Here is a 20,980-nt window from a genome sequence, read left to right on the forward strand (position 1 = left end):
GTTGTGCGTGCACCGAATTTGGGCGAAATACTGGTTAGCCATCGCCTTATGTCCTGATGTCGCCAGCGACCTATCGTACCGGCGTTGATTCGGACTGAGAGCGTGGCTCGCACTACGCCTTGGTGGAGGTCGCTAGCTGGACGCACCGTTTTGCAAGGACATCGGTTGGGTCCACCAGTGCTACGCTCGCGCTCCCGACCGGAAAGCTGTCGGCCTGCGAGAAAATGAGCGGCAGTTCGGTACAGCCGAGGATCTGGACTTGTGCGCCCTTACTTTGAAGGTGCTCGATGGCCGCCCGAAGTGACTCGGCACAGTGCCCCTGCGTGTAGCCGGCCTTCACGCCTGCCGGGCCGTAGATGGCGTCCATCACCATGTCCTGGAAGTCGGGCGACGGCGTGATCAACTCGAGCTGCCCCTCGGCGGCATCGTGATAGACCCGGCTCTCCACTGTGCCTGACGTCGCGAGTAGTCCGACTTTCGTGCCCTTTCCATACTTGCTCACAATGTGCCCGACGGTCTCCGTCAGCATGTTCACAATCGGGATCGAGAGATGCGGTTGAAGCCGCTCGACATACGCATGGGCGGTATTGCAGGGGATTGCAATGGCGTTGGCGCCCTCGGATTCGAGACGTTTGCAGGTCGCATAGAGTGCAACTGTCGGGTCCGCTTCGTGGCGCAGAAGATTTGCGGTGCGATCCGGGATTTGCGGATTTTGCTCCACGACCATCTTGATGTGATCCTGGTCCCTGGTCGCGACGGTGTTGCTCACGACCTTGCCCATGAAGTCGACCGTTGCGGCAGGGCCCACGCCGCCGACGATGCCGAGCTTGAAGGCCGGACTGACTTGTCCGTCCGCCATGGACGTAGCATAGTCAGCGTAGACCTGGTTCACATCGACAATGGGGATGCCACGACGTTGCAACGCGGTGGCGACCAGTGAAAGTTCGGTCATTCCCGGGACAATCAAGGCGGCCCCGGCGTCGAGCAATTCCAGACACGATTGATGGACGTGCTCCAGGGCGATGCCCTCGGTGTTCCCGCCTTTGATGCCGTCTGCACCGTACACCGCCTCCATCAGTGCAGCCTGTGTCGTGGCAGTCGGATATACGATCTCATAGCGTTGACGGAAGTGCGTATCGAACAAGCCCGCAACGCGAACGTAATCTGACGTCAGGACGCCAATGCGTCCACCGTCCGGCAATGCGTCACGCAACGCCTGGGCCAGCGCATCCATCATGTTGACAATGCGAACCGAAAGCTCCGACTGGAGTTCATCGCGAAAGGTGTGGGATGCGAAGCAGGGCATGAGCACCGCGTCAACCTTTCTGCTTTCAAAGGATTGGCACGTCTTGAAGACGTAGAGCTTACGCCCTGTCATGCCGGCATCACGGGTAAGCGGGGCGGCGACGTCTCGAAACGGATGCTGCTCGAACAAGAAGTGATAGCGACCCTGATCTGCCATTACCGCGCGGCATTTCACAAGCTTGAGGAAGAGATCAGCCCCGGCAAGCGTCCCGAGGCCGCCGATGATTCCAAAGGTAAGGTCTTGCATTGCGTCTGTGAGTAGGTTCGGTTTCGAGGCTGATTCCGTGCGGGGAGAATTAAGCTTAGTTCATGGATGCGTGGCGCTCACCTGTGTGGCGAGCGCACCCGACGGCACGGCATCCGTGGCGCCATCGACCGTCTCAGGTGATGTTTCGTTCTCAAGTTTTGCCACGACCGCGGTGGCAACGCTGTTGCCGACGACATTGGTTGCGGTTCGGCCCATGTCGAAGAACTGGTCGATGCCAATGATGAGCAGAAGGCCGGCCTCCGGAAGATGGAACATGGGCAGCGTAGCTGCTACCACCACCAGGGAAGCCCGTGCAACGCCAGCCATGCCCTTGCTCGTGACCATAAGCACCAGGAGGATGGTCAGTTGCTGGGTAAAGGACAGTTCAATGTTGTACGCCTGTGCAATGAACATGACGGCGAACGCCTGATACATCATCGAACCATCAAGGTTGAACGAATATCCGAGTGGCAAGACGAAGCTCGACACGCGTTTGGAGACGCCAAAGCGTTCCAGGGCCGTGATGGTCTTCGGGTACGCCGATTCGCTGCTGGCGGTCGAGAATGCGAGCAGAATTGGTTCGCGGATCAGCTTCCCAAGCTGCCAGGTCCTACTGCCGAGGAACAGGAAACCCACACCGAACAGGATTGCCCAGAGGATCGCGAGCCCGAGGTAGAACTCGCCGATCAGCTTGCCGTAGCTGACCAGAACGCCGACACCTTCCACTGTGATGGAAGCCGCCATCGCGGCAAAGACGCCGACCGGCGCGAAGCGCATCACGTAGTCCGTGATGCGAAACATGACCTTTGTCAGTTCTTCGATCGCGTTGACAAGGGTCGACTTGCCGCTGCCTTTTACGAACGCCAACGCCGCGCCAAAGAAGAGCGAGAACACCAGAATCTGGAGAATCTCGTTGTTGGCCATGGCTTCGAAGATGCTCTTTGGAAACACATGTGTGATAAAGCCCCTCAGGCTGAAGTCGCCGACCTTGAGGTTGGTGGCTGCCGCGCTGGCTTCGGGGATGGTGAGGTTCAAATGGGCACCCGGCTGGAACAGGTTGACCAGCAGCATGCCCAGCGCGAGGGAGATGGCCGAGGCGGAAATGAACCAGATCATGGCTCTCAGGCCAATTCGCCCGACGGCGCCGCTGTCTGCCATGCTGGCCAGCCCACCAACCAAGGTGGCGAACACCAGTGGTGCAATGATCATCTTGATCATGCGCAGAAAAATATCGGTCACGATGCCGAAATAGCCTGCCATTTCTTTCGCGGCCTGGGCATCCTTGGCCAGGGTGTGGCACAGCCATCCAACGGCTATGCCGGCCACCATTGCAACCACGATATGTGTGGTCAGTCGTTTTGTATTCATTTGTGTTCTCCTCCGATAGATGGTCTGACCGGGTACTCGTAGCCCCGATGCCTATTTGTTGAATGCGATCGGCGCGCGGGGCGACGTCAAGACTTCCGGCCGGAGAATCTCATTCAGGGCGTTCTGAGACAGCAGGCCTCGCTCCAACACGATGTCAGCAACCTTGCGGCCGGTTTCCAGCGCTTCGCGTGCGACCTCGGTCGAGTTTGCGTATCCGATGTAGGGGTTCAGCGCGGTCACGAGCACGATGGACCGGTCCAGCATTTCACGCATATGGTCACGGTTCGCCGTAATGCCGCGCACGCACTTTTCCTCAAGCGTGGCGCAGGCTTGCGTCAGATGGCTGATGCTGCGGAACAGTGAATAGGCAATGACCGGCTCAAAGGCGTTGAGCTGCAGTTGGCCGGCCTCAGCGGCCATGGTGATGGTCATATCATTACCGATGACTTCGAAGGCCACCTGATTCACGACTTCCGGAATCACCGGATTTACCTTGCCGGGCATGATGCTGGATCCTGCCTGCACAGGAGGCAGGTTGATCTCGCCCAGCCCGGAGCGCGGACCACTGGACAGAAGGCGCAGGTCATTGCAAACCTTGGAGAGCTTCACGGCAATCCGCTTGAGCACCCCTGAGAGCTGAACGAACGCGCCGCAGTCTTGTGTCGCCTCAATGAGGTAGGGCGCGGTATGTAGCGGTAGTCCGCTTACGGTGCACAGGTGTTTGCGCACGAGAACCGCGTAGTCCGGATGGGCATTGATGCCGGTGCCGATCGCCGTGGCACCGAGATTCATTTCGCTGATGAGCGGCAAGGCTTCGCCCAATCGCTGGCGGTCTTCATTCAGCATGACGGCGTACGTGCCGAATTCCTGTCCCAACGTCATGGGCACGGCGTCCTGGAGCTGCGTGCGACCCACCTTCAGCATGTCGCGGAACTCCGCGGACTTGCGTTCGAAGGACGACTCGAGCAGCGCCATCTGGTCCAGCAACCGCAGCACGCTACGATAGGTGGCAATCTTTAGCGCCGTTGGGTACACGTCGTTGGTCGATTGACTCATGTTGACGTGTTCATTCGGATGCAGCACGTCGTATTCGCCGCGCTTGCATCCCAGAATTTCCAGCGCTTTGTTGCATACGACCTCGTTGGCATTCATATTGGTCGAGGTGCCTGCGCCGCCCTGAATCAGATCGACCGCAAACTGGTCCGCGTGCTGGCCCGCGCGAATGGCCTTGCAGGCCTCGACAATTGCGTTGGCGCGCTGCTCATCAAGCAGTTCCAATTCGAGGTTTGCAAGCGCCGCGGCTTCCTTGATATCGACCAGGGCGACGATCAGCTCGGGGTACTTCGAGATCGGGTCGCCGGTGATCGGGAAGTTTTCCAGTGCCCTCAGCGTATGAATGCCGTAGTACGCGTCTGCCGACACCTCGCGATAACCAAGCAGGTCGTGCTCGCGTCGCGTTCCGTTGAAATTTTGTTGAATAGCCATCGCATCCCTTGTCAGTGCGCCTTGGTGCGCAACCGGATTCTAGGAGAGCAACGGAAACCACTTGATGAGGATGTAAAATGAAACTATTCCATACCAGAATAGTTTTGCAATGAGCGATTTTTGGCGCACTTTATCGGCAGTTTTGTATTGTATAAGGCATATTTATTTTGCATTTTTGCTCCAGACAGTGCGCTGCAACGGCAATCTCAAGCCTTTCATGGGGCTTTAAACGTCAGACGCAAAGGGGCGCCCAATGCAATTGAAATGGATAGAAGATCTCCTGGCGATCGAGCAAACTCGCAGCTTTTCCAGAGCTTCCGAGCTTCGGTTTGTTACCCAATCCGCGCTTTCACGACGCGTCAAATCGCTGGAAGATTGGGTCGGCGTCGAACTGGTAGATCGTGGTACCTACCCGGTCGAACTGACGCCTGCCGGCCGCAGGTTTTGCGAGCAAAGCAAGGAATCCGTCGGTGCGATAACGGAACTGCGGTCGGAATTGCGTCAGGAAGCAAAGATGCCAGGCCGTTCCATCCAGATCGCCGCTGGCCATACGCTCTCGTTGACGTTCTTGCCAAAGTGGCTGAAGCAGTTCCATCAGCAGACGGGCGATTTCAATGCGCGGGTCGTTGCTGCAAACGTTCACGACGCCGTTGTGGCATTGGCGGAAGGCAGTTGCGACCTGATGATCGGATATCACCATCCGCTTGTGCCAATCCTGCTCGACCGAGACAAGTTTGCCGGACTGACTTTAGGGCATGAGGATTTCATCCCCGTGTCTGCGCCAGACGACCGCGGAAACCCGTTGTTCTCGCTGCCGGGCGCTCCCGGCGATCCGCTCCCATACCTCGCGTACACGGCTACGACATTCATGGGACGCGTTGTCGACATGATCTTGAACAGCGCCGACGTAACGTACCATCTGCGAAGCTGCTACGAAGCGGACATGGCGATGTTGCTGATGAAGATGGTGGTCGAACGCTACGGCATTGCGTGGTTACCGGTAAGCGCGGTAGCGGAGGAGATCGCAGCGGGGCGCCTGGTCCAGGCGGGCCACGACACCTGGACTGCTCAACTGGAAATAAGATGCTATCGGGCGATTTCCAACACCAACCCTACGCTGCAAGACCTATGGAAGTCATTGGACGACACTGCTTTGTCTGAGCACGTCGAAGGCGAAGCTCCAGTCTGAGTAAGCCGTGCAGGCAAGATGAGCCGATAGCACCGCCCGATAATCGCGGTCGATGGTCGATGGTCGATGGTCGATGGTCGATGGTCGATGGTCGATGGCCGATGGGTGACGATGCAACATGTCGGCCGGCTCGCCATCACGCTCCGGCCATGGTCTCCGGCGTGACCTCCCACCCTGCATCGATGCCGCCAGGAAGCATCTGCCCACGGTCTTCGCCTACCTCCGCATCAATCAGCCGATTCAGCTTGTCGTTCATGGCAACGACAAGCTCACGGTATCGACTTTCGGTCGCCAGATTGTGCATCTCGAACGGGTCGGTCTGCAGGTCATACAACTCCACGTCATTGAAGCGGTTGAGCTCTTCCAACGTCCCGGGCCGGTTATGCTGCTTGGGCGAGAAGTAGCGGACGAACGTGTAGCGCCCATCGAACACCGAGCGGACGGCGCCGCGCTTCATCAGGTCGGGCCGCATGCCTGTGCTCTTGAACTGGTCTGGCTTGCCGCCCTTTTGCAGGTACTCCACGGCCTTGTAGAGGAAATCCCCGTCGATGTAGGCCAGCATGTTGTAGCAGAACAGCGCGCCGTCGCGAATCGCATTCGCATTGGCCTTTTCCGGGGCGCTTAGCAGGCCCGAAAAATCCTTGCCCGCAAGGCCCTTGACCAGCGCCGCGCGCTTGGTGGCATCCACGCCAGTCATCGCAACCAGGGTCGGCGCGATGTCCAGGTGCGAGGTGACGGCGCGGCATTGCTTGCCGCCCGGATAGGCCGGATGGGAGATGATCAGCGGTACGTTGTTCTGCTCGCGATACGAGACGGCCCCCTTGGCGTGAAGCTGGTGGGCCCCGTCCATGTCGCCATGGTCGGACGTCAGGATCACGATGGTCTTGTCGGTCAGGCCCGCGGCGTCGAGTTCGGCCAGTACAGATGCGATATTGCGGTCGACGTCGCGCATGCAGTTCAGGTAATAGTTGTGTCGCCGCCGCCAACGCGCTTCCTCGTTGGGAATGGCGCCTACCATGGCGTCGTGTGAGCGCAGGAAATCCCGGTGGGCGGGCGGACGCCCCGGTGCGTCGAGCGCCTGTGCGTGGCTGGCCGGAAGTGTGAAATTCCACTGCTTCGCATATAGCGGATCGTTCGGATCGCGGGCAACATGCGCAAGGCCGCGCATTGCCTGAACCGTGGTTCCGGGCGGGTCGGTGTCGTAGAACATCACGTCATGCGGATTGACGAGGTTCATCGCCAGAAACCATGGCTTGCCTTGTGTCGCAAGATCGCGGCCTTTCCCGCGCAGCCAACTCGTCCCCATGGCGGCGATCACCCCATCGTGCAGGTAGCCGCCGCTCGTGTGGGCAATGATATCGCCGATCCCGATGTAGTCCGAGAAGCCATAGGCTTCCATTTCTGCGGTAAATATCTTCGTTGGCGTGCCAAGCTTGTTAACGGTCTCGAACTCCTTGGTGAGATGCCATTTGCCTTTGTACGCGGTGTAGTAGCCTGCGTCGCGAAGCATGTCACCAAGCGTCGGTATGTCGGTCGACATGCTGGTGATCCACGGAAAATTGGTGTTGTCGAACATCCGCGTCTGCTGGATGTGCTGGCCTGTATAGAGTATTGACCGCGACGGCGTGCAGACGCACGAGTTGATCTGGTGGTTCAGGAACGTCGTGCCACGCTTCATCAAGCGTTCATGTGCCGGCAGGCTGTAGCCCACCGGCAGTTCTCCCGGCCGAAAATAGCGCTCCTGATCGACAAGGATAAGAAGAATGTTGTACGGGCCGGCCGCCTGGCTCGCCGTGGAGGGCACGGCGCTATCTGTGCCGGGCGCCGCAGCCTGGGCGGTGTGGACCCCGCCAAGGCCCAACGCCGCGGCGCCCAGGCCGGTAGCGCGGAGAAAATCGCGCCGAGTCAGCCCCGATTCCGGATCCCGGTCGTTTTCCATCTTGATTTCCCCATCGATGGCGCGCCGCATGGTGGGACTTACGGATCGCGACATACACATCGCCGGCGCACGTCAATGCAGCCTAGCAATATCACTTCGTGTCAACAAGCCGGCTTCCGGAAGCCGTGGCGCACGGTATGTGCGCCACCGCACGCAGGATCACAACAGCGATTAGATCGGAGTCGGGAAGGGATCATTGGTCGCCCGTCGCCATCAGGAGCGCCTTAACTGCGGCGTGGCACACCGCCCCCGAGCGCGGTGGAAATCTTGAATGCGGCTGCCCGAACGGGGTTCGCAAAAGATTCCGAATAGCGTGCGGTTGGCATGGTCAACGTAACGGCACCGGCAAGCTCGCCAGCGGCATTGAATACCGGGGCAGAGACACCCCCTAGTTCTGGGACCCGGTCTCCCACCAGCATCGCTATCCCCGCTTCACGCACTCGTTCGTAGACTTCTCCTTCGGCGCCCGAATAAGCCATCAAGACGCGACCACCAGCGCCGCGATCAATAGGCAGCAATTCACCTGCGCGTATGTGGTCGCGAACCGGTTGGGGCGAATCGACGCGATAGAGACATAGCCGGAAATCGCCCTGGCGTACGTGGAACGCGGCACTTTCCTTGGTCTCGCGCATGAGCTCGCGCAACGCGGGCATGACGATCTCTTCAAGCGAAAACGAAGCCGAGTAAATGGCGTGCAGCCTTGCGACGCCAGGGCCGAGACTGTAGCTCCCATCCGCCTTCTGCTGAACCAGCCCCTTGTGTTGCAACGACGCTAACAACCGCAGCGTGGTGCTCTTGTAGAGCCGTGCGCGTTCGGCCATCTCGGTGAGCGTGAGGGAGGTGTCTTCAAAAGTGAATACGTCGAGCAAGGACAACGCGCGATCGACGGTGGATGCCCCGCCGGGCGCCGAATCCTCTTCGGCCATCGGGGTGTTTTGTGGCTTGCGCGGCATAAGTTGGATAAGGGTAAGTCCGAAGGTTGACCTTCGTCGAAAGCATACCCTACACTAAATCAGAACATAGTTCCATCTTATGGAACGGATAACGGAGCGTCAAGTGAAGAAGGTCCTCATCAGTGAAGTTGGCCCCCGGGACGGCCTACAAGCCATTCATCAAACCATGCCCACCGAGCGGAAATGCCGGTGGATCGACGCCTTGGCAGCGGCCGGCCTGCAGGAAATTGAAGTCGCATCCTTTGTTTCTCCCAAGCTGCTGCCGCAGATGGCGGACGCAGCAGAAGTTGTGCGGCATGCATGCACAATTCCCGGTTTGCACGTCGCGGCCCTTGTTCCGAATCTGAAAGGTGCGCAAGCTGCCTTCGAAGCAGGCGCCCACAAAATCACGCTTCCGGTGTCAGTCAGCGAGGCACATTCGCTCGCCAACATTCGAAAGACGCATCGGCAGATGCAGGACGAAGTGGCGGCAATCGTGGCCCTGCGCAATGAAGCATTCCCCACGGTTGCGATAGAGGCCGGCATGTCCGTCGCATTCGGCTGCACCATCGCTGGCAATGTGCCTGACGACGACACGATTCGCATGTCGGTGCGAATGGCCGAACTTGGCGTCGACGAGGTGGGCCTGTCGGACACCTCTGGTTATGCCAATCCAGTCCAGGTCAAGCGCCTTTTCAAGCGGTTGCAGGCGGAAGTTGGCGAGAAGGCGGGCGGTGCGCACTTCCACAATACGCGCGGGCAGGGCCTGGCCAATGTCATGGCCGCTCTCGAAGTCGGCGTGTCCACCTTTGACGCAAGCCAGGGCGGGCTGGGCGGATGCCCATATGCTCCGGGGGCCACTGGCAACATCGTGACCGAAGATTTGGTGTTCCTCCTGGAGGCTAGCGGCATTGATACCGGAATTGATATCGAGAAGCTCAACGCCGCAAGGAATATTCTCTCGGGTGCGCTTCCGGGTGAGCCGCTTTACGGTTTCGTCCCCTCGGCTGGCCTGCCCAAAGACTTTCGCTATGCTCGGGAGCGGGCATGAGCCAAGACACCAACGCCAATCAAGACCAGCCCCGGTTGCCGCTCGCAGGAATTCGGGTCGTTGAGTTCTCGCACATGATCATGGGTTCCTCCTGCGGCATGGTGCTTGCAGACCTGGGCGCGGAAGTCATCAAGATTGAACCTACCACCGGCGACAATACGCGCCGCCTAAAGGGTTCGGGTGCGGGCTTCTTCACGATGTTCAATCGAAACAAGAAAAGCCTGCCCGTCAATCTCCAGGATCCTCGTGGCCGCGAACTTGTCTTGCGCCTGCTGGGAACTGCAGATGTGGTGACCGAGAACTTCAAGCCCGGCGCCATGGCAAAGCTCGGCTTTGACTATCCCAGCCTGAGCAAATTGAATCCGCGTGTTGTGTATGTTTCCCACAAAGGCTTTCTGCCGGGGCCGTACGATCATCGCACCGCGCTCGATGAGGTCGTTCAGATGATGGGCGGCCTTGCTTACATGACGGGACCTGAGGGACGTCCGCTGCGAGCGGGCGCAGCGGTCAACGACATCATGGGCGGCGTGTTTGGCGCGCTTGGTGCAATCGTCGCCCTGTGGGAGCGACAGTCAACGGGAAAGGGCCAGGAAGTCCAGTCCGCATTGTTTGAGAACAATGTTTTCCTCGTCGGGCACCACATGATGCAGTACGCCGTAACGGGGGCTGCTGCCGCGCCGATGCCGAGCCGCATCTCCGCCTGGGCGATCTATGACGTATTCAACGTCGCCAACGACGAGCAAATCTTCCTCGCTGTGGTCTCCGACACGCAATGGAAGACGTTCTGTGAAGCGTTCGGATTCTCTGACTTGGCTGCGGACGACCGCCTGGAGACCAACAACCAGCGCGTCGATGCACGCCCATGGCTGATGCCTATCGTGCGTGAGCGTCTTGCAGCTATGCGAAAGCAGGACATCGCCGATGTTTTTGAAAAGAATGGGCTTCCCTACGCGCCAATTGCCCGGCCCCAAGACCTCTTCGAAGACGAGCATCTGCTTGCCACCGGGGGGTTGGCCGACATCGTTGTGCCAGAAGGGCCTCGGGCTGGCCAGGCGACCCGGTCGCCGCTCTTGCCGTTCACGTTGGACGGTCGTCGGCCGGGTGTGCGGACCAATCCGCCGAAGATCGGTGAATTCGGCCTCGAACTGCTCTCCGAGATTGGCTTAAACGGCGCAGAGCTGGATGAGTTGAAGCGCGCGGGCGTCGTCGGGCCTCTGTCCTGAAGTAGCGGCCAGCACTGAACGCAAAAACATACTGGAGACAGATCTTGAAGATTCCATTCGCACCACGAGCGTTTGTCACGGTCCTTGCATCGCTTACGGTAGCGCTTTCCAGCACCGGGGCATCCGCGGAAAAGGCGTACCCTGCGAAGCCCATCAGATTGATTGTGCCGATGCCCCCGGCCGGTGGTACCGACACCATCTCTCGAATCATTGCGGATCGCATCGACGATGCGAACGGCTGGACTATCGTGATTGAGAACAAGCCAGGAGCGACCGGAAACATCGGTATGGACGCCGTAGCGAAATCTCAACCCGACGGCTACACCGTGGGGATGGGGCAGGCGGCCAACCTTGCGATTAATCCTTGGCTGTACCGATCAATGCCGTTCAATCCGCTTAAGGATTTCGCACCGATTGGCTTGGTTGCCGCACAGCCGGTCATCCTGGTGGTGAAGGCGGACTCACCATTCAAGACCCTTGCCGATCTCGTGACGGCGGCCAAGGCGAAGCCTGGTGCCGTCCGAATGGCGTCACCGGGCAATGGAACGATCGGGCATATGTCGGGCGAGTTGCTCGCGCGCAAGGCGGCGGTGAAGTTCCTTCATGTTCCTTATAAAGGGGCGGGGCCTGCCATGACCGACCTCCTCGGTGGGCAAACGGACTTCTACTTCATTACACCGCAGTCGGCCTTTAGCATGCTCCAAGGGGGGAAGCTGCGCGCTTTGGCGGTAACCTCGCCGAAGCGCCTGCCCGCACTTCCTGGCGTCCCAACGGTAGCGGAGTCTGGCTTCCCAGGGTTCCAGTCGAGCGCATGGACGGGGCTGGTCGCGCCGGCCGGCACGCCGCAAGCGGTCATTGATCAACTCAATGCGCGTCTGCAACAGGCGCTCAAGAACCCCAAGACGATTGAGAAGCTTCACGCCGAAGGCTCGGAGCCTTTGGGCGGCACGCCTGCCGAGTTCACCGCGTTCATGCAAGCCGAGCATGCGAAGTGGGGAGGCGTGGTCAGGGAAGCGAACATCAAGTTGGACAACTGATTACCGAGCCCACCTGTTGGTTTGAGTGCATTAACCTAGTTTCACCAGAACCGCTTCCGCCCCCTGGGCCGGCAGCCTGCCGAGCTGCCCAATAGCAGCCTCAAGGAGACTGACATGTTCCCGAAGTTCGTCATCGCTTTAGTATCGCTAACAATCTCTGCGCAAGTAATGGCAGCCGACCCCTATCCGTCGAGACCTGTCCGTGTCATCGTGCCGTACTCGGCAGGCGGAACCACCGATTTCGTCGCGCGGCAGGCAGCACAAAAGCTTTCCGAAAACCTCGGCAAATCGTTTGTCGTGGAGAATAAGCCGGGCGCCAGCGGCACGATCGGAACCGTGCAGGTAGCTCGCGCGACGCCCGATGGATACACCCTGCTGGCAAACGACACGACCTACACGATGTTGCCGGGGCTGTTCAAGACACTGCCATGGGATCATGCCAAGGATCTGGTGCCTGTCACCGTGATCGCGCAGACGCCGGTCATCCTCATCGTACCGGCGGGGTCTCAGTTCAAGTCGCTTCAGCAGTTGATTGACTTCGCGCGGAAGAATCCGAACAAGCTCAATTTTGGATCGGGTGGTGCAGGCAGTTCGACCCATCTCGCCGCCGCCGTGTTCGAACGGGAAGCTGGAATCAAGATGACACACGTTCCGTACAAAGGGGCAGGCGATGCACTGATGGGACTGGTAGCCAGCAACGTTGACGTGCTTGTTACCGCTACGCCGACCGCGATTCCCCAGATCAAGGGAGGGAAGGCGCGAGCTCTCGCCGTAAGCGGTAACGCAAGGCTGACGTCCACGCCGGACGTCCCCACATTTGCCGAAGCAGGCTTGAAAACATACAACGTCAGCAATTGGTTCGGCCTGGCTGCTCCCAAAGGCACGCCACCTGAGATCGTTGCGCTGCTGCAAAAGGAAGTGCAGAAGAGCGTCAATGACAAGGACGTGAAGGAGCGCCTGCTAAGCATGGGCGCGACGCCCGGAGGCGAAACGTCAGCGGCTTTCTCGCGCCGGATTGTGGAAGATACCAAGATGTGGACAGACGTCGCGAAGTCTGCCGACGTCAAGCCAGAATAAATCGTCACGATAGGAATCCATATGTACTTCCGGACTGTGCCAAGAGAGACGCCGCTCGAGATATTCACTTCGATGCCTGAGCGGTTCCGTAAGGTGAACACTCGGTCGGACTGGGCCGATGCCAACAAGGCTGGAAACTGCGTCGCAAGCTTCCTCGAAGGACCGGTCTTCGACCGTGCGGGAAATCTCTACGTAACCGACATACCGTACGGGCGCATCTTCCGTATCTCGCCCGCGGCCGAATGGTTGCTGGTGGCGGAGTACGACGGTGAGCCTAACGGGATGGCCTTTCTCGATGATCGCCGCCTTGCGATTGCGGACTACAAGAAGGGGCTGCTTGAACTCGACGTGGAATCCGGCGCAATACGGCCCATCCTGTCCCGCAGGAATGCGGAAGGCTTCAAAGGCTTGAATGATCTGATTGTCTCGTCGTGCGGGGATATCTACTTCACCGACCAGGGGCAAACAGGTCTGCACGATCCAACGGGCCGTGTCTTCCGCCTGCGAGTGTCCGGGCAGCTGGATATGTTGCTGAACAACGTACCGAGCCCGAACGGTCTGGTTCTGTCGCCCGATGAGAAGGTGCTGTTCGTCGCCGCTACACGTGGAAACTGCATCTGGCGCGCTCCGCTGCAATCAGATGGCAGCGTTTCGAAGGTGGGCCAGTTCTTTACCTTTTACGGTGCCAGTGGCCCGGACGGTCTGGCGATGGACAAGGAAGGCCGTCTGTACGTTGCACACGCAAGCCTGGGCTGCGTCTGGATTCTGAACCGCAGAGGCGAGCCTGAACGCATTCTGACGAGTCCAACGGGAGCGACAACAACAAACCTTACGTTCGGTCCCTCAGCATCCCTGGAAGTATTCGTGACCGAGTCAGAGACTGGAACGATCCTCCGTGCGACGCTGTAGGTTTGCTTGAGAGCTGGTCGCCCGACACAAAGTCTTGGTGGTCCGTATCGGCAGTTTTCTCCTTGGCGGTTGCCATTGATCGAATGGTGGCCGCTTCCTCAGTTCACCGTATCGCAGCGCCTCGCATACCCCATCTGTAGGGTGAGGTCTCCAGCATCGTGTGCCGTAAATATCTGCTGGCCGCCGGTACGAAGTAAGACTTCTGGCCGCGATGGCGGCCCCGGTTGCCTCATTGGGGTATCTCCATCGCTTCCCATTGGGACAACAACTGCGCGCTCCTTCGCAACGTGGCACTGTTCAACGTCTGCGTTCCCCAGACATCGATTCGGCCGGCATATTCTGCCAGGAGCCAAAAATGCCGTATCGCGACAAACGGGGCTATGGCGGAAAAGTCCGCGGCTTCGATGGGGCGGATGCTGCTATAGCCGGCAATGTAGCGTAGCCACCGTTCTTTTGATCGTGCATCCAGTTCGGCGCCTGCCGTACGCGGCAGCATCGCCCACAGATAGACCGCGAGTTCGTAGGCTAGCCAGCCTGGGCCAGCATCGTCAAAATCGAAGAACGATGCGATGCGGCTGCCATCCGGGCCATCGGTCATGAAGTTATTGCTGCCATGGCAGTCGCCGTGGCAGTTCACGTGGCTCAATCCATGTGTTGCGCTGAGGCGAGCGTCCAGCCGCTGGGCAATGGTGAGGAGCTCGTCTCGCAGTCCATCGTCAAGCGCTGGTGCTGTGCAGAGACGATCAACCGAAGCATGAAGCAATTGCGGGAGCTCAAGCGCATACCGGCTTGCCGGGCCGCTGTAGTGCTGGCCAGCCTCGTGAAGAAGGGCGAGTCCGCGGCCAGTTGCTTCAATGTCGACCAAAGCGTCATCGGGCGGCTCACCTTCAAGATACTCGAACAGCATCAAGGGCCGGCTGCCTTCGGGAAGGTCCATCGAAATCGCCTCAACGCCCAAACGGGCCGGCAGCGACGCCGCGACATGAGCGCCAGCTGACTTCAGGTGGCGCAGTAGTGCTGCTTCATACTCGATATTGGGCGCGCCACGTGGGCGGCGGGCGCAAAGACGTGCTACGGCGCGTCGGCCATCGCTAAAGCGAAGTCCGTAGACATGGTTAAAGCCGCGTCGCAACAGTTCGCATTCCACCACTGAGCCAAGCGCGTAACCCAGGCTAACCGCTGTTGCAATGGCCGCCGTGGACGGAGTGCTTTGGGCGATTTCGATATTCACAGTCATGGATCGATGAGCATGGTGGATGGAGGAGGGGTTCAGAAAACCACCTCGTCACTCACTGCTTCGGCTTGCCTCGGGATTGCGTCATAGTCAATGCGACGCAGATCCACGTTCGTCGCGGCGACTGCTTTTGGAAATCGCGGCAGACGGCTCGTTTGCAACCCTCCGAGTCCTCACCGGGATCGGCTTTCCTGTCACGAGAATGATGAAAACATAGCCTCGACTCCGCGGCTCGTTGACAGGCACGAATCGGCAGAAGACTTGAGCGATATTCTGGATGCAGGCGAGCTCATTTTCCTCCCTGAAGCTGGGAGGAAAGAAGGTCTGAATATCTTTCGCGGTACTGTTTCTATATTCGCAGCCAGGATCGCAGGACATATTCTTCCACTCTTTGCCGGGCGATTTAGCGAAAGCAATCCATTTGTTGCCGGAGCGGCTGAATTTGTATAGAAATCCAGTTGGCGTACGATCTGCTTTTAGCATCTCATACGTGCCTGCGTCCGAGTCCGACAACTCGGCGGCCCAGGCGAAAGAATGCAGCGTGGTGAATGCTAGCAGCAAAAGCAAGCGTATCCTGGCCATCTCCGTATCCTTTCGCCCGAGGTTTTTGGTCTAGAACGCCACGCATGCTTCAGCATATCGATAAATCGAAAGATAACGAATGACAATTGTGTGCTGACGCACACCAAGCCATTCGATGGCGAATTGACCGTATGACTACACTTCGGTCGGGATGGCTGCGCGGTGCAGGCTTGCATGAAGCAGCCCGCGCCGCGGTGCGAGAACTAGCGGTCAGCTGGCTTTATGCACTTCATCCAGCAACGCGCGTGCAGCTAGTTTGCCAAGATTGTTGGCCGCAAACGGGCTGTCGCCTGTGAGGAGCTTGCGATCCCGGAGCGTGCTGCCATCAATGTTGGTGTTGATGATCTCAACGCCCATGGCGGCAAGCTTCTCGCCGAAGAACCAGCGCAACGGACCGGGCATGTAGCCAATTTCCGGCGTCTGCTTGTCCAGGGCATCCGGGAATGCGCAGATTCGGTAGCCCTGAAATAGGTCTCCCCCGTTGGGCTCATCGACGCCGGCGGAAAGCAGGGCGGCAGGGCCGTGGCACAGCGTGATGACGTACCTGTCGTTTTTCATCGCCCATTGCAGGGTCGCCTTCATGTCTGTGCTGAACGGTAGGCCCATCAGGGCCCCATGTCCCCCGGGGACGAATACGGCAATGTAATTGGTGTCCTTGTCCAGGCTATCCACTACGTCAGCGAGCTTGAGCGGCTGCTGGAATTTTTGCTCGTACTTCGCGTAGAGGGCTTTTACTTCCGCGTCTTCCGAAGGGAAGGCCCACCATTCGAACTTGGTTGGATTGCCCGATAAAGTCGCGATGTCGAACTCGAAGCCTGCGCGGTCCAGGTGATACATGGGCAGGAGGGTCTCGACGGGATGGTTGCCAGTCGAAAAGAACGTCCCGTTTCCGGTCAGCAGGTAGCGCTCATCGGCAGCCACCAACAGAATCTTCCAGCGACCTCCCTGATAGGCGTCCGGATAGTCGGCGTCCGAGAGGTCTGATTTTTGCGATGTAAATTGCGAGAGTGAGTAGGGCGATGGGAAGAACGCCTTGCGCTCGGCTGGGTCAGGCGTAGGCTGCTTGTTGTCTGTTTGGGACGTCATCATGGGCTCCGTTTGAACGATGAGCGGGTGTAGCGCTGAATTTGGCGCTTAGTCTGGTGCTTAATCGGCGGGCGGCAGTTTCGCGCCCAGGTCGGGGAAGTGGAGTTCGCCCTCATAGGTCTCGGCGCCGGCATCGAGTATTGCCTTCACGCGCGCCTGTATCGAATCGTTGGCGACGCAAAGATCAGCCTCGTGCGCTTCCACCAGCAACCCTTCGGAGAAGGAAACGTCAGACCCCATGTCCACGGCCTTCTTCAGGTGGGCAATCGTGATGGTGGGGAAGGTCGCGATGCGGCGGGCGAGCTGGTCCACGAATGGGCCAAGTTCCGTGGCCGGTAGCGCACGATTGATGTAGCCATAGCGGTCGGCCAGTTCCGCGGGGAAGTCTCCGCCGACCAGCAGCACCTCGAGCGCGCGTGCGCGCCCCATGCGCCGTGGCAGCCGCTGTGTGTTGCCGCCGCCGGGAACCAGTCCGCAGACGACTTCCGGTTGCCCGAACACAGCCTTGCCGATGGCGGCGAAACACATGTCCGCGGCCAGCGCGATCTCGCAGCCGCCGCCACGGGCGATGCCCTCGACCTTGGCGATGACAGCCTTGGGCATGTTGCGCAGACGCTCGCCAAGCATTTGGGTCAGGCGGAAAGTGCGTGTATTCGAAGTAGTCTTCGGTGCCAGCCCGACACGATGCAAGCCCGAGTGCGCAATGAAGAACTTCGGCACGGCGCTCTGCAGGATGATGACGCGTACCGCGGCATCCTGTTCCAGTTGTCGGGTCACCCGGTCGAACTCGTCCGACAGTACCTCGTCGAGCAGGTTGAACGGCGGATAGTTCAACGTGACGGTAGCGACGCCACGGTTCTGGCTAACCTGGATGTGTTTGTAATCGGCGTAGTTCGTGCCGGTCCGCTGGGGCGGTACGGAGCTTCCCGTCCCCGCCGTCCCGGTCCCAGCCTCGGCTTCGGCAAGCAACACGCCTGGCGCGAGTGTTGCGGCGCCGATGGACTGGACGAAGGAACGTCGTGAAAGATTCGACATGGCAGGCTCTCCTTGAGGGTGCAAGCTTCACCAACGCAATGATCCGCGTATCGCCGCCGCGTTTGCAAGGATCCTCCCCAACCGGCGGGGACTTCAGTCTAGGTGTCAGGAAAGGTCCGTGCAATGCGAAACTCGGCGCGCCAAGGGCCCACGGCACAGCGCGAATCATGCATGCCGATGGCAACGAATTTGCGTCGATGGGACGTTCCCCTTTGCCCCTGCTGTTTCCCCCCCATCGCCCCCCCTTTTGACAGCATCACTTGCCCTTGTCGCTTGACTTTGGTTTCGGCGATCATCTATTACAGTCGTACGCGGACCTGGTCGGCGAGGGCAGTGCTCAGTGCCGGTCTCTGAGTCCGGCACTGAGGCCGGCCGCGTTGGTCATCGGCTTGGGGCCGGGGCTCTTTCATGCGAGATATCCGCACTTTGACCAAAACTACAGTGGGATCCGATCGCCGTCTGCAAGCCCTCCCGTCATCGCCGCCTGCCATCACGCAACCGGCCCAGTTACGTCCGGCCCTGATCCTGACCAAGCTTGCGCCGCCGCGGACGCGGCACTATGTTCATCGTCAGCGGGCCATCGAGCAATTGCGCCGCGGATTGGATCGCAAGCTGACGGTAATGGTCGCCCCGGCTGGGTTTGGCAAGACGTCATTGCTGACGGAATGGAAGAAGATTCTTGAACAGGAAGGTTGTGCCATTGGCTGGTTGAGTGTCGACCGCGATGACGACGACCTGTATCAGTTCGGCGCCTACCTGCTTGCCGCTGCAAGGCGCGCATGCAAAGAAGCCGGCGAAGCGGTTTCCCGTCGCCTGGAGCCTGACCCGCTTGCGCCGGTAGACGTGATGTTTGCCGAGTTCCTCAATGCGGTGCTGGAGCTGCCGCGCCAGATGGTGCTGGTACTGGACGATTTCGACCGGCTGGCATCTCCGGCCATTCACGAGGCGGTGTTCCGGTTGCTGCGCCATGCGCCAGAGAACCTGCATCTGCTCGTCGCGGGGCGTAGCGAACCGGCGTTTCCGCTGAGCTACTTCGAAGCCCGGGACCAATTGCTGAAGGTGGATGCTGAAGCCCTGCGTTTCGACAGCGCCGAGACACAGGCTTTTTTCTCCGCCGTTTCTGGCCATGCGTTGAGCGCGGCGCAGACCGAGACGCTCCTGCGTGCGACCGAAGGGTGGGTGGCGGGCTTGCAACTGGCGTCATTTGCATTGAGCGCGAATGAACAGGTCGGTGTTTTCTCGGAGCGCCTGCCATTCGCCCGGCGCAGCATTGAAGCGTATCTGAACGAGAACGTGTTTGTTCACGTTCCAGAGCCGCTGCAGGCTTTTCTCCTGCAGACCGCGGTGTTGGAACGGATGTCGGTGCCTTTGTGCAATGCGCTCACAGGCTCCACCGAGGCGCATGCCAGTTTCGAGTGGCTGATGGCACGCAACATGCTCGTCAGGCCGCTGGACGCCGAGGGCCATTGGTATCGCTACCATGCGCTGTTTGCCGATTATCTGAGAGAACGTCTGGTCCGGGAACGGCCGCACGACGTTGCCGGGCTCCATCGCCGGGCTAGTGAGTGGTTTGCGTCGCAAGCGCTGTGGGCGGAAGCGGTCAGGCACGCCCTGGCGGCCGGCGATGGCGATCGAGCCGCCGGCTGGGTCGAGCAATGCGCAATGAGCCTGGTGGAGGCTAGCGATGTGCGCACCGTCCTGAGCTGGGTTGCGAAACTTCCCGTTGAGGCGGTGCGTGGCCGGCTTCGTTTGCGGCTGGCGCATGCCTGGGCGCTTTCATTGACGATGCAAACGGTCGCGGCCCGGCAGGAATTGCAGGCGGTCGAGGAGGACATCGCGGGCGGGCAGCTGCCCGTCACCGAGGTGGTCCGGGTCGAGTTGCAGGCGGTCAAGGCGCTGATCGCTGGCCTGTCTGACGAAAGTCAGCGCTCTCTGGAATTTGGACGCAAGGTTCTGGAACTGGGCCCGGCAGATGGCTCATGGGCCGAAGGAATTGGCCTGACGACGCTTATTTTCGGGCTTAGCTATGCGTCGGGGTTCGAGGAGATCGAGCAGTTGCGCCGCACGCTGACGTTCGGTACCGGGGCAAACGCGCCGATCTACGCCATGGTCTATCGGCAGAGCATGGTCGGGCTGAGCCTCTTCGTGCAAGGCCGGCTTGGCGAGGCGGTCCAGACCCTGGAGGATGTGCTGCGCGAATCCAACGTGCGCGCTGGCCCGCAGTCTGCCGCATCGGTACTTCCGGTCGGATACCTGGCCGCCATCCACTATGAATGGAATGACCTGGAACGGGCCGCCGAACTGCTGGAAGGGCGGCTTGAAATCGCGCTGCAATCGTGTTCGCTCGGCCCGCTGGTCGGCTTTTGCATGACGCTGGCGCGGTTGCAATTGCTAGCGGGCAAACAGGATGACGCGTTCAGAATTATCGAAGACGCGGAAGCCGTTGCCAGGAGCCGGCAATGGCTGCGCATGCAAGTCGCATGCAAGGCCGAGGCGATGCGGATCAGTATCCGGTCCGGTGACCTGGGGCGCGCCGCGCGGATCGGCCATGAGTTGGACGCATTGGTCGGGCAGCGGCCTGCGGGCCTTCAGGGCAGCTACCTGGAGACCTGGCAGCGCTTCCAGGTGGCGCACTGCCGTCTGCTGGTGGCCCGTGGCCGGCCTGCGGATGCCGTGCCGATCCTGCAGGGCGTCCAGGCTGAAGTGCGCGCAGCAGGCATGCCGTATCTGGGCGCCCAGATTTCTGTGGCCCTTGCTGTCGCCCTGCATGGCGCCGGACAACGTACGGACGCCATGCAAGCCATGCTGGCGGCCGTTGCGTATGGTCAGGAGAACGGTCTGCGGCGCGTTTTCCTTGACGCCGGTCCGGTGGCGAGGGAGATCCTGGATGGCCTGCGCCATCAGCAGACGCTGCCTGCGGAGATCGAGTCCTGGTATGTGGATGGGCTATGCACCGGATTCGATGCGCCGGGTGGCGCAGGGGACGGCACGCGCACTGCCTCCTGGCACAACGCCGCGCAATACCAAACCGAATACGCCGTCGAGCCGCTGGCTTCCAGCCGACTGAGTGCTCGCGAGGTGGAAATCCTGGATTACGTGGCCAGAGGGCTATCCAACAAGGAGATCGCCCGGGCCATTCGCGTCGCGCCGGAAACAGTGAAATGGCACCTGAAGAACATCTTTGAGAAGCTGAACGTCAATTCCCGCATCCAGGCTGTACGCAGCGGTCTGGGCCGTGACCTGCCCAGGGTGGTGGATCGAAGCGCACCGCAGACCTAGCT

Annotated in this window: 17 protein-coding genes; 8 read left to right on the forward strand and 9 right to left on the reverse strand. The window is 59.9% G+C overall.

The window, feature by feature from the left end:
* Positions 1-112: 112 nt before the first annotated feature.
* From cuyB to aspA, 3 genes are read right to left on the reverse strand one after another with little or no spacing between them, the layout of a single operon-like run.
* Positions 113-1,552 carry a cysteate racemase gene (gene cuyB, locus ACO550_RS18500; RefSeq protein ID WP_315594475.1) on the reverse strand — a complete coding sequence of 480 codons (1,440 nt, stop codon included), beginning with the start codon at positions 1,550-1,552 and terminating at the stop codon, positions 113-115.
* 60 nt (positions 1,553-1,612) lie between these two features.
* Positions 1,613-2,920, reverse strand: coding sequence for a cation:dicarboxylate symporter family transporter (locus tag ACO550_RS18505; RefSeq protein ID WP_315594474.1), 1,308 nt, complete (start codon positions 2,918-2,920; stop codon positions 1,613-1,615).
* Between the two features lie 51 nt (positions 2,921-2,971).
* Positions 2,972-4,405: an aspartate ammonia-lyase gene (gene aspA / locus ACO550_RS18510; protein WP_315594473.1), complete on the reverse strand. Its 1,434-nt coding sequence runs from the start codon at positions 4,403-4,405 to the stop codon at positions 2,972-2,974.
* Positions 4,406-4,658: 253 nt separating this feature from the next.
* On the opposite strand from aspA, the gene ACO550_RS18515 reads away from it, so the two are divergent.
* Together ACO550_RS18515 and ACO550_RS18520 are read left to right on the forward strand one after the other, a co-directional pair.
* Complete coding sequence (locus tag ACO550_RS18515) at positions 4,659-5,594, forward strand: LysR substrate-binding domain-containing protein (protein ID WP_315594472.1); 936 nt, start codon at positions 4,659-4,661, stop codon at positions 5,592-5,594.
* A gap of 42 nt (positions 5,595-5,636) precedes the next feature.
* Positions 5,637-5,759: a hypothetical protein gene (locus ACO550_RS18520; RefSeq protein WP_485994932.1), complete on the forward strand. Its 123-nt coding sequence runs from the start codon at positions 5,637-5,639 to the stop codon at positions 5,757-5,759.
* Here ACO550_RS18520 and ACO550_RS18525 read toward each other — a convergent pair.
* Together ACO550_RS18525 and ACO550_RS18530 are read right to left on the reverse strand one after the other, a co-directional pair.
* Positions 5,731-7,587 carry a sulfatase family protein gene (locus tag ACO550_RS18525; protein WP_315594471.1) on the reverse strand — a complete coding sequence of 619 codons (1,857 nt, stop codon included), beginning with the start codon at positions 7,585-7,587 and terminating at the stop codon, positions 5,731-5,733. The genes ACO550_RS18520 and ACO550_RS18525 overlap by 29 nt on opposite strands.
* Positions 7,588-7,757: 170 nt before the next feature.
* Positions 7,758-8,486, reverse strand: coding sequence for an IclR family transcriptional regulator domain-containing protein (locus ACO550_RS18530; RefSeq protein ID WP_315594470.1), 729 nt, complete (start codon positions 8,484-8,486; stop codon positions 7,758-7,760).
* A gap of 103 nt (positions 8,487-8,589) precedes the next feature.
* On the opposite strand from ACO550_RS18530, the gene ACO550_RS18535 reads away from it, so the two are divergent.
* The 5 genes from ACO550_RS18535 to ACO550_RS18555 all read left to right on the forward strand — a co-directional run bounded on the left by ACO550_RS18535 (position 8,590) and on the right by ACO550_RS18555 (position 13,762).
* Positions 8,590-9,516, forward strand: coding sequence for a hydroxymethylglutaryl-CoA lyase (locus ACO550_RS18535; protein ID WP_485994926.1), 927 nt, complete (start codon positions 8,590-8,592; stop codon positions 9,514-9,516).
* Positions 9,513-10,739: a CoA transferase gene (locus tag ACO550_RS18540; RefSeq protein ID WP_315594468.1), complete on the forward strand. Its 1,227-nt coding sequence runs from the start codon at positions 9,513-9,515 to the stop codon at positions 10,737-10,739. Before ACO550_RS18535 ends, ACO550_RS18540 begins: the two co-directional genes overlap by 4 nt.
* 44 nt (positions 10,740-10,783) lie before the next feature.
* Positions 10,784-11,776 carry a Bug family tripartite tricarboxylate transporter substrate binding protein gene (locus ACO550_RS18545; RefSeq protein WP_485994927.1) on the forward strand — a complete coding sequence of 331 codons (993 nt, stop codon included), beginning with the start codon at positions 10,784-10,786 and terminating at the stop codon, positions 11,774-11,776.
* 114 nt (positions 11,777-11,890) lie between these two features.
* Positions 11,891-12,853, forward strand: coding sequence for a tripartite tricarboxylate transporter substrate binding protein (locus tag ACO550_RS18550; protein WP_315594467.1), 963 nt, complete (start codon positions 11,891-11,893; stop codon positions 12,851-12,853).
* A gap of 21 nt (positions 12,854-12,874) precedes the next feature.
* Positions 12,875-13,762 carry an SMP-30/gluconolactonase/LRE family protein gene (locus ACO550_RS18555; protein WP_315594466.1) on the forward strand — a complete coding sequence of 296 codons (888 nt, stop codon included), beginning with the start codon at positions 12,875-12,877 and terminating at the stop codon, positions 13,760-13,762.
* Between the two features lie 229 nt (positions 13,763-13,991).
* Here the strand turns inward: ACO550_RS18555 and ACO550_RS18560 are convergent, their stop codons facing one another.
* The 4 genes from ACO550_RS18560 to ACO550_RS18575 all read right to left on the reverse strand — a co-directional run bounded on the left by ACO550_RS18560 (position 13,992) and on the right by ACO550_RS18575 (position 17,699).
* Positions 13,992-14,999, reverse strand: coding sequence for a phosphotransferase enzyme family protein (locus ACO550_RS18560; RefSeq protein WP_315594465.1), 1,008 nt, complete (start codon positions 14,997-14,999; stop codon positions 13,992-13,994).
* An 87-nt stretch (positions 15,000-15,086) separates the two neighbouring features.
* A complete protein-coding gene (locus ACO550_RS18565) occupies positions 15,087-15,578 on the reverse strand; it encodes a hypothetical protein (RefSeq protein ID WP_315594464.1) in 492 nt (163 codons plus the stop codon).
* Between the two features lie 210 nt (positions 15,579-15,788).
* Complete coding sequence (gene hchA / locus ACO550_RS18570; RefSeq protein WP_485994928.1) at positions 15,789-16,667, reverse strand: glyoxalase III HchA; 879 nt, start codon at positions 16,665-16,667, stop codon at positions 15,789-15,791.
* 57 nt (positions 16,668-16,724) lie between these two features.
* Entirely contained in the window at positions 16,725-17,699 is a 975-nt protein-coding gene (locus ACO550_RS18575; protein ID WP_315594463.1) for an enoyl-CoA hydratase-related protein, read from the reverse strand.
* A gap of 408 nt (positions 17,700-18,107) precedes the next feature.
* Between ACO550_RS18575 and ACO550_RS18580 the strand changes: the two genes are divergently transcribed.
* Complete coding sequence (locus tag ACO550_RS18580; RefSeq protein WP_485994929.1) at positions 18,108-20,978, forward strand: winged helix-turn-helix domain-containing protein; 2,871 nt, start codon at positions 18,108-18,110, stop codon at positions 20,976-20,978.
* Positions 20,979-20,980: the final 2 nt, after the last annotated feature.

The organism is Cupriavidus sp. (assembly GCF_057315035.1).

What these genes read in the sequence shown, in the direction of transcription:
- cuyB (WP_315594475.1), bottom strand. Translation starts at nt 1,552, where the DNA reads ATGCAAGACCTTACCTTTGGAATCATCGGCGGCCTCGGGACGCTTGCC.
- ACO550_RS18505 (WP_315594474.1), bottom strand. Translation starts at nt 2,920, where the DNA reads ATGAATACAAAACGACTGACCACACATATCGTGGTTGCAATGGTGGCC.
- aspA (WP_315594473.1), bottom strand. Translation starts at nt 4,405, where the DNA reads ATGGCTATTCAACAAAATTTCAACGGAACGCGACGCGAGCACGACCTG.
- ACO550_RS18515 (WP_315594472.1), top strand. Translation starts at nt 4,659, where the DNA reads ATGCAATTGAAATGGATAGAAGATCTCCTGGCGATCGAGCAAACTCGC.
- ACO550_RS18525 (WP_315594471.1), bottom strand. Translation starts at nt 7,587, where the DNA reads ATGTCGCGATCCGTAAGTCCCACCATGCGGCGCGCCATCGATGGGGAA.
- ACO550_RS18530 (WP_315594470.1), bottom strand. Translation starts at nt 8,486, where the DNA reads ATGCCGCGCAAGCCACAAAACACCCCGATGGCCGAAGAGGATTCGGCG.
- ACO550_RS18540 (WP_315594468.1), top strand. Translation starts at nt 9,513, where the DNA reads ATGAGCCAAGACACCAACGCCAATCAAGACCAGCCCCGGTTGCCGCTC.
- ACO550_RS18550 (WP_315594467.1), top strand. Translation starts at nt 11,891, where the DNA reads ATGTTCCCGAAGTTCGTCATCGCTTTAGTATCGCTAACAATCTCTGCG.
- ACO550_RS18555 (WP_315594466.1), top strand. Translation starts at nt 12,875, where the DNA reads ATGTACTTCCGGACTGTGCCAAGAGAGACGCCGCTCGAGATATTCACT.
- ACO550_RS18560 (WP_315594465.1), bottom strand. Translation starts at nt 14,999, where the DNA reads ATGACTGTGAATATCGAAATCGCCCAAAGCACTCCGTCCACGGCGGCC.
- ACO550_RS18565 (WP_315594464.1), bottom strand. Translation starts at nt 15,578, where the DNA reads ATGGCCAGGATACGCTTGCTTTTGCTGCTAGCATTCACCACGCTGCAT.
- hchA (WP_485994928.1), bottom strand. Translation starts at nt 16,667, where the DNA reads ATGATGACGTCCCAAACAGACAACAAGCAGCCTACGCCTGACCCAGCC.
- ACO550_RS18575 (WP_315594463.1), bottom strand. Translation starts at nt 17,699, where the DNA reads ATGTCGAATCTTTCACGACGTTCCTTCGTCCAGTCCATCGGCGCCGCA.
- ACO550_RS18580 (WP_485994929.1), top strand. Translation starts at nt 18,108, where the DNA reads ATGCGAGATATCCGCACTTTGACCAAAACTACAGTGGGATCCGATCGC.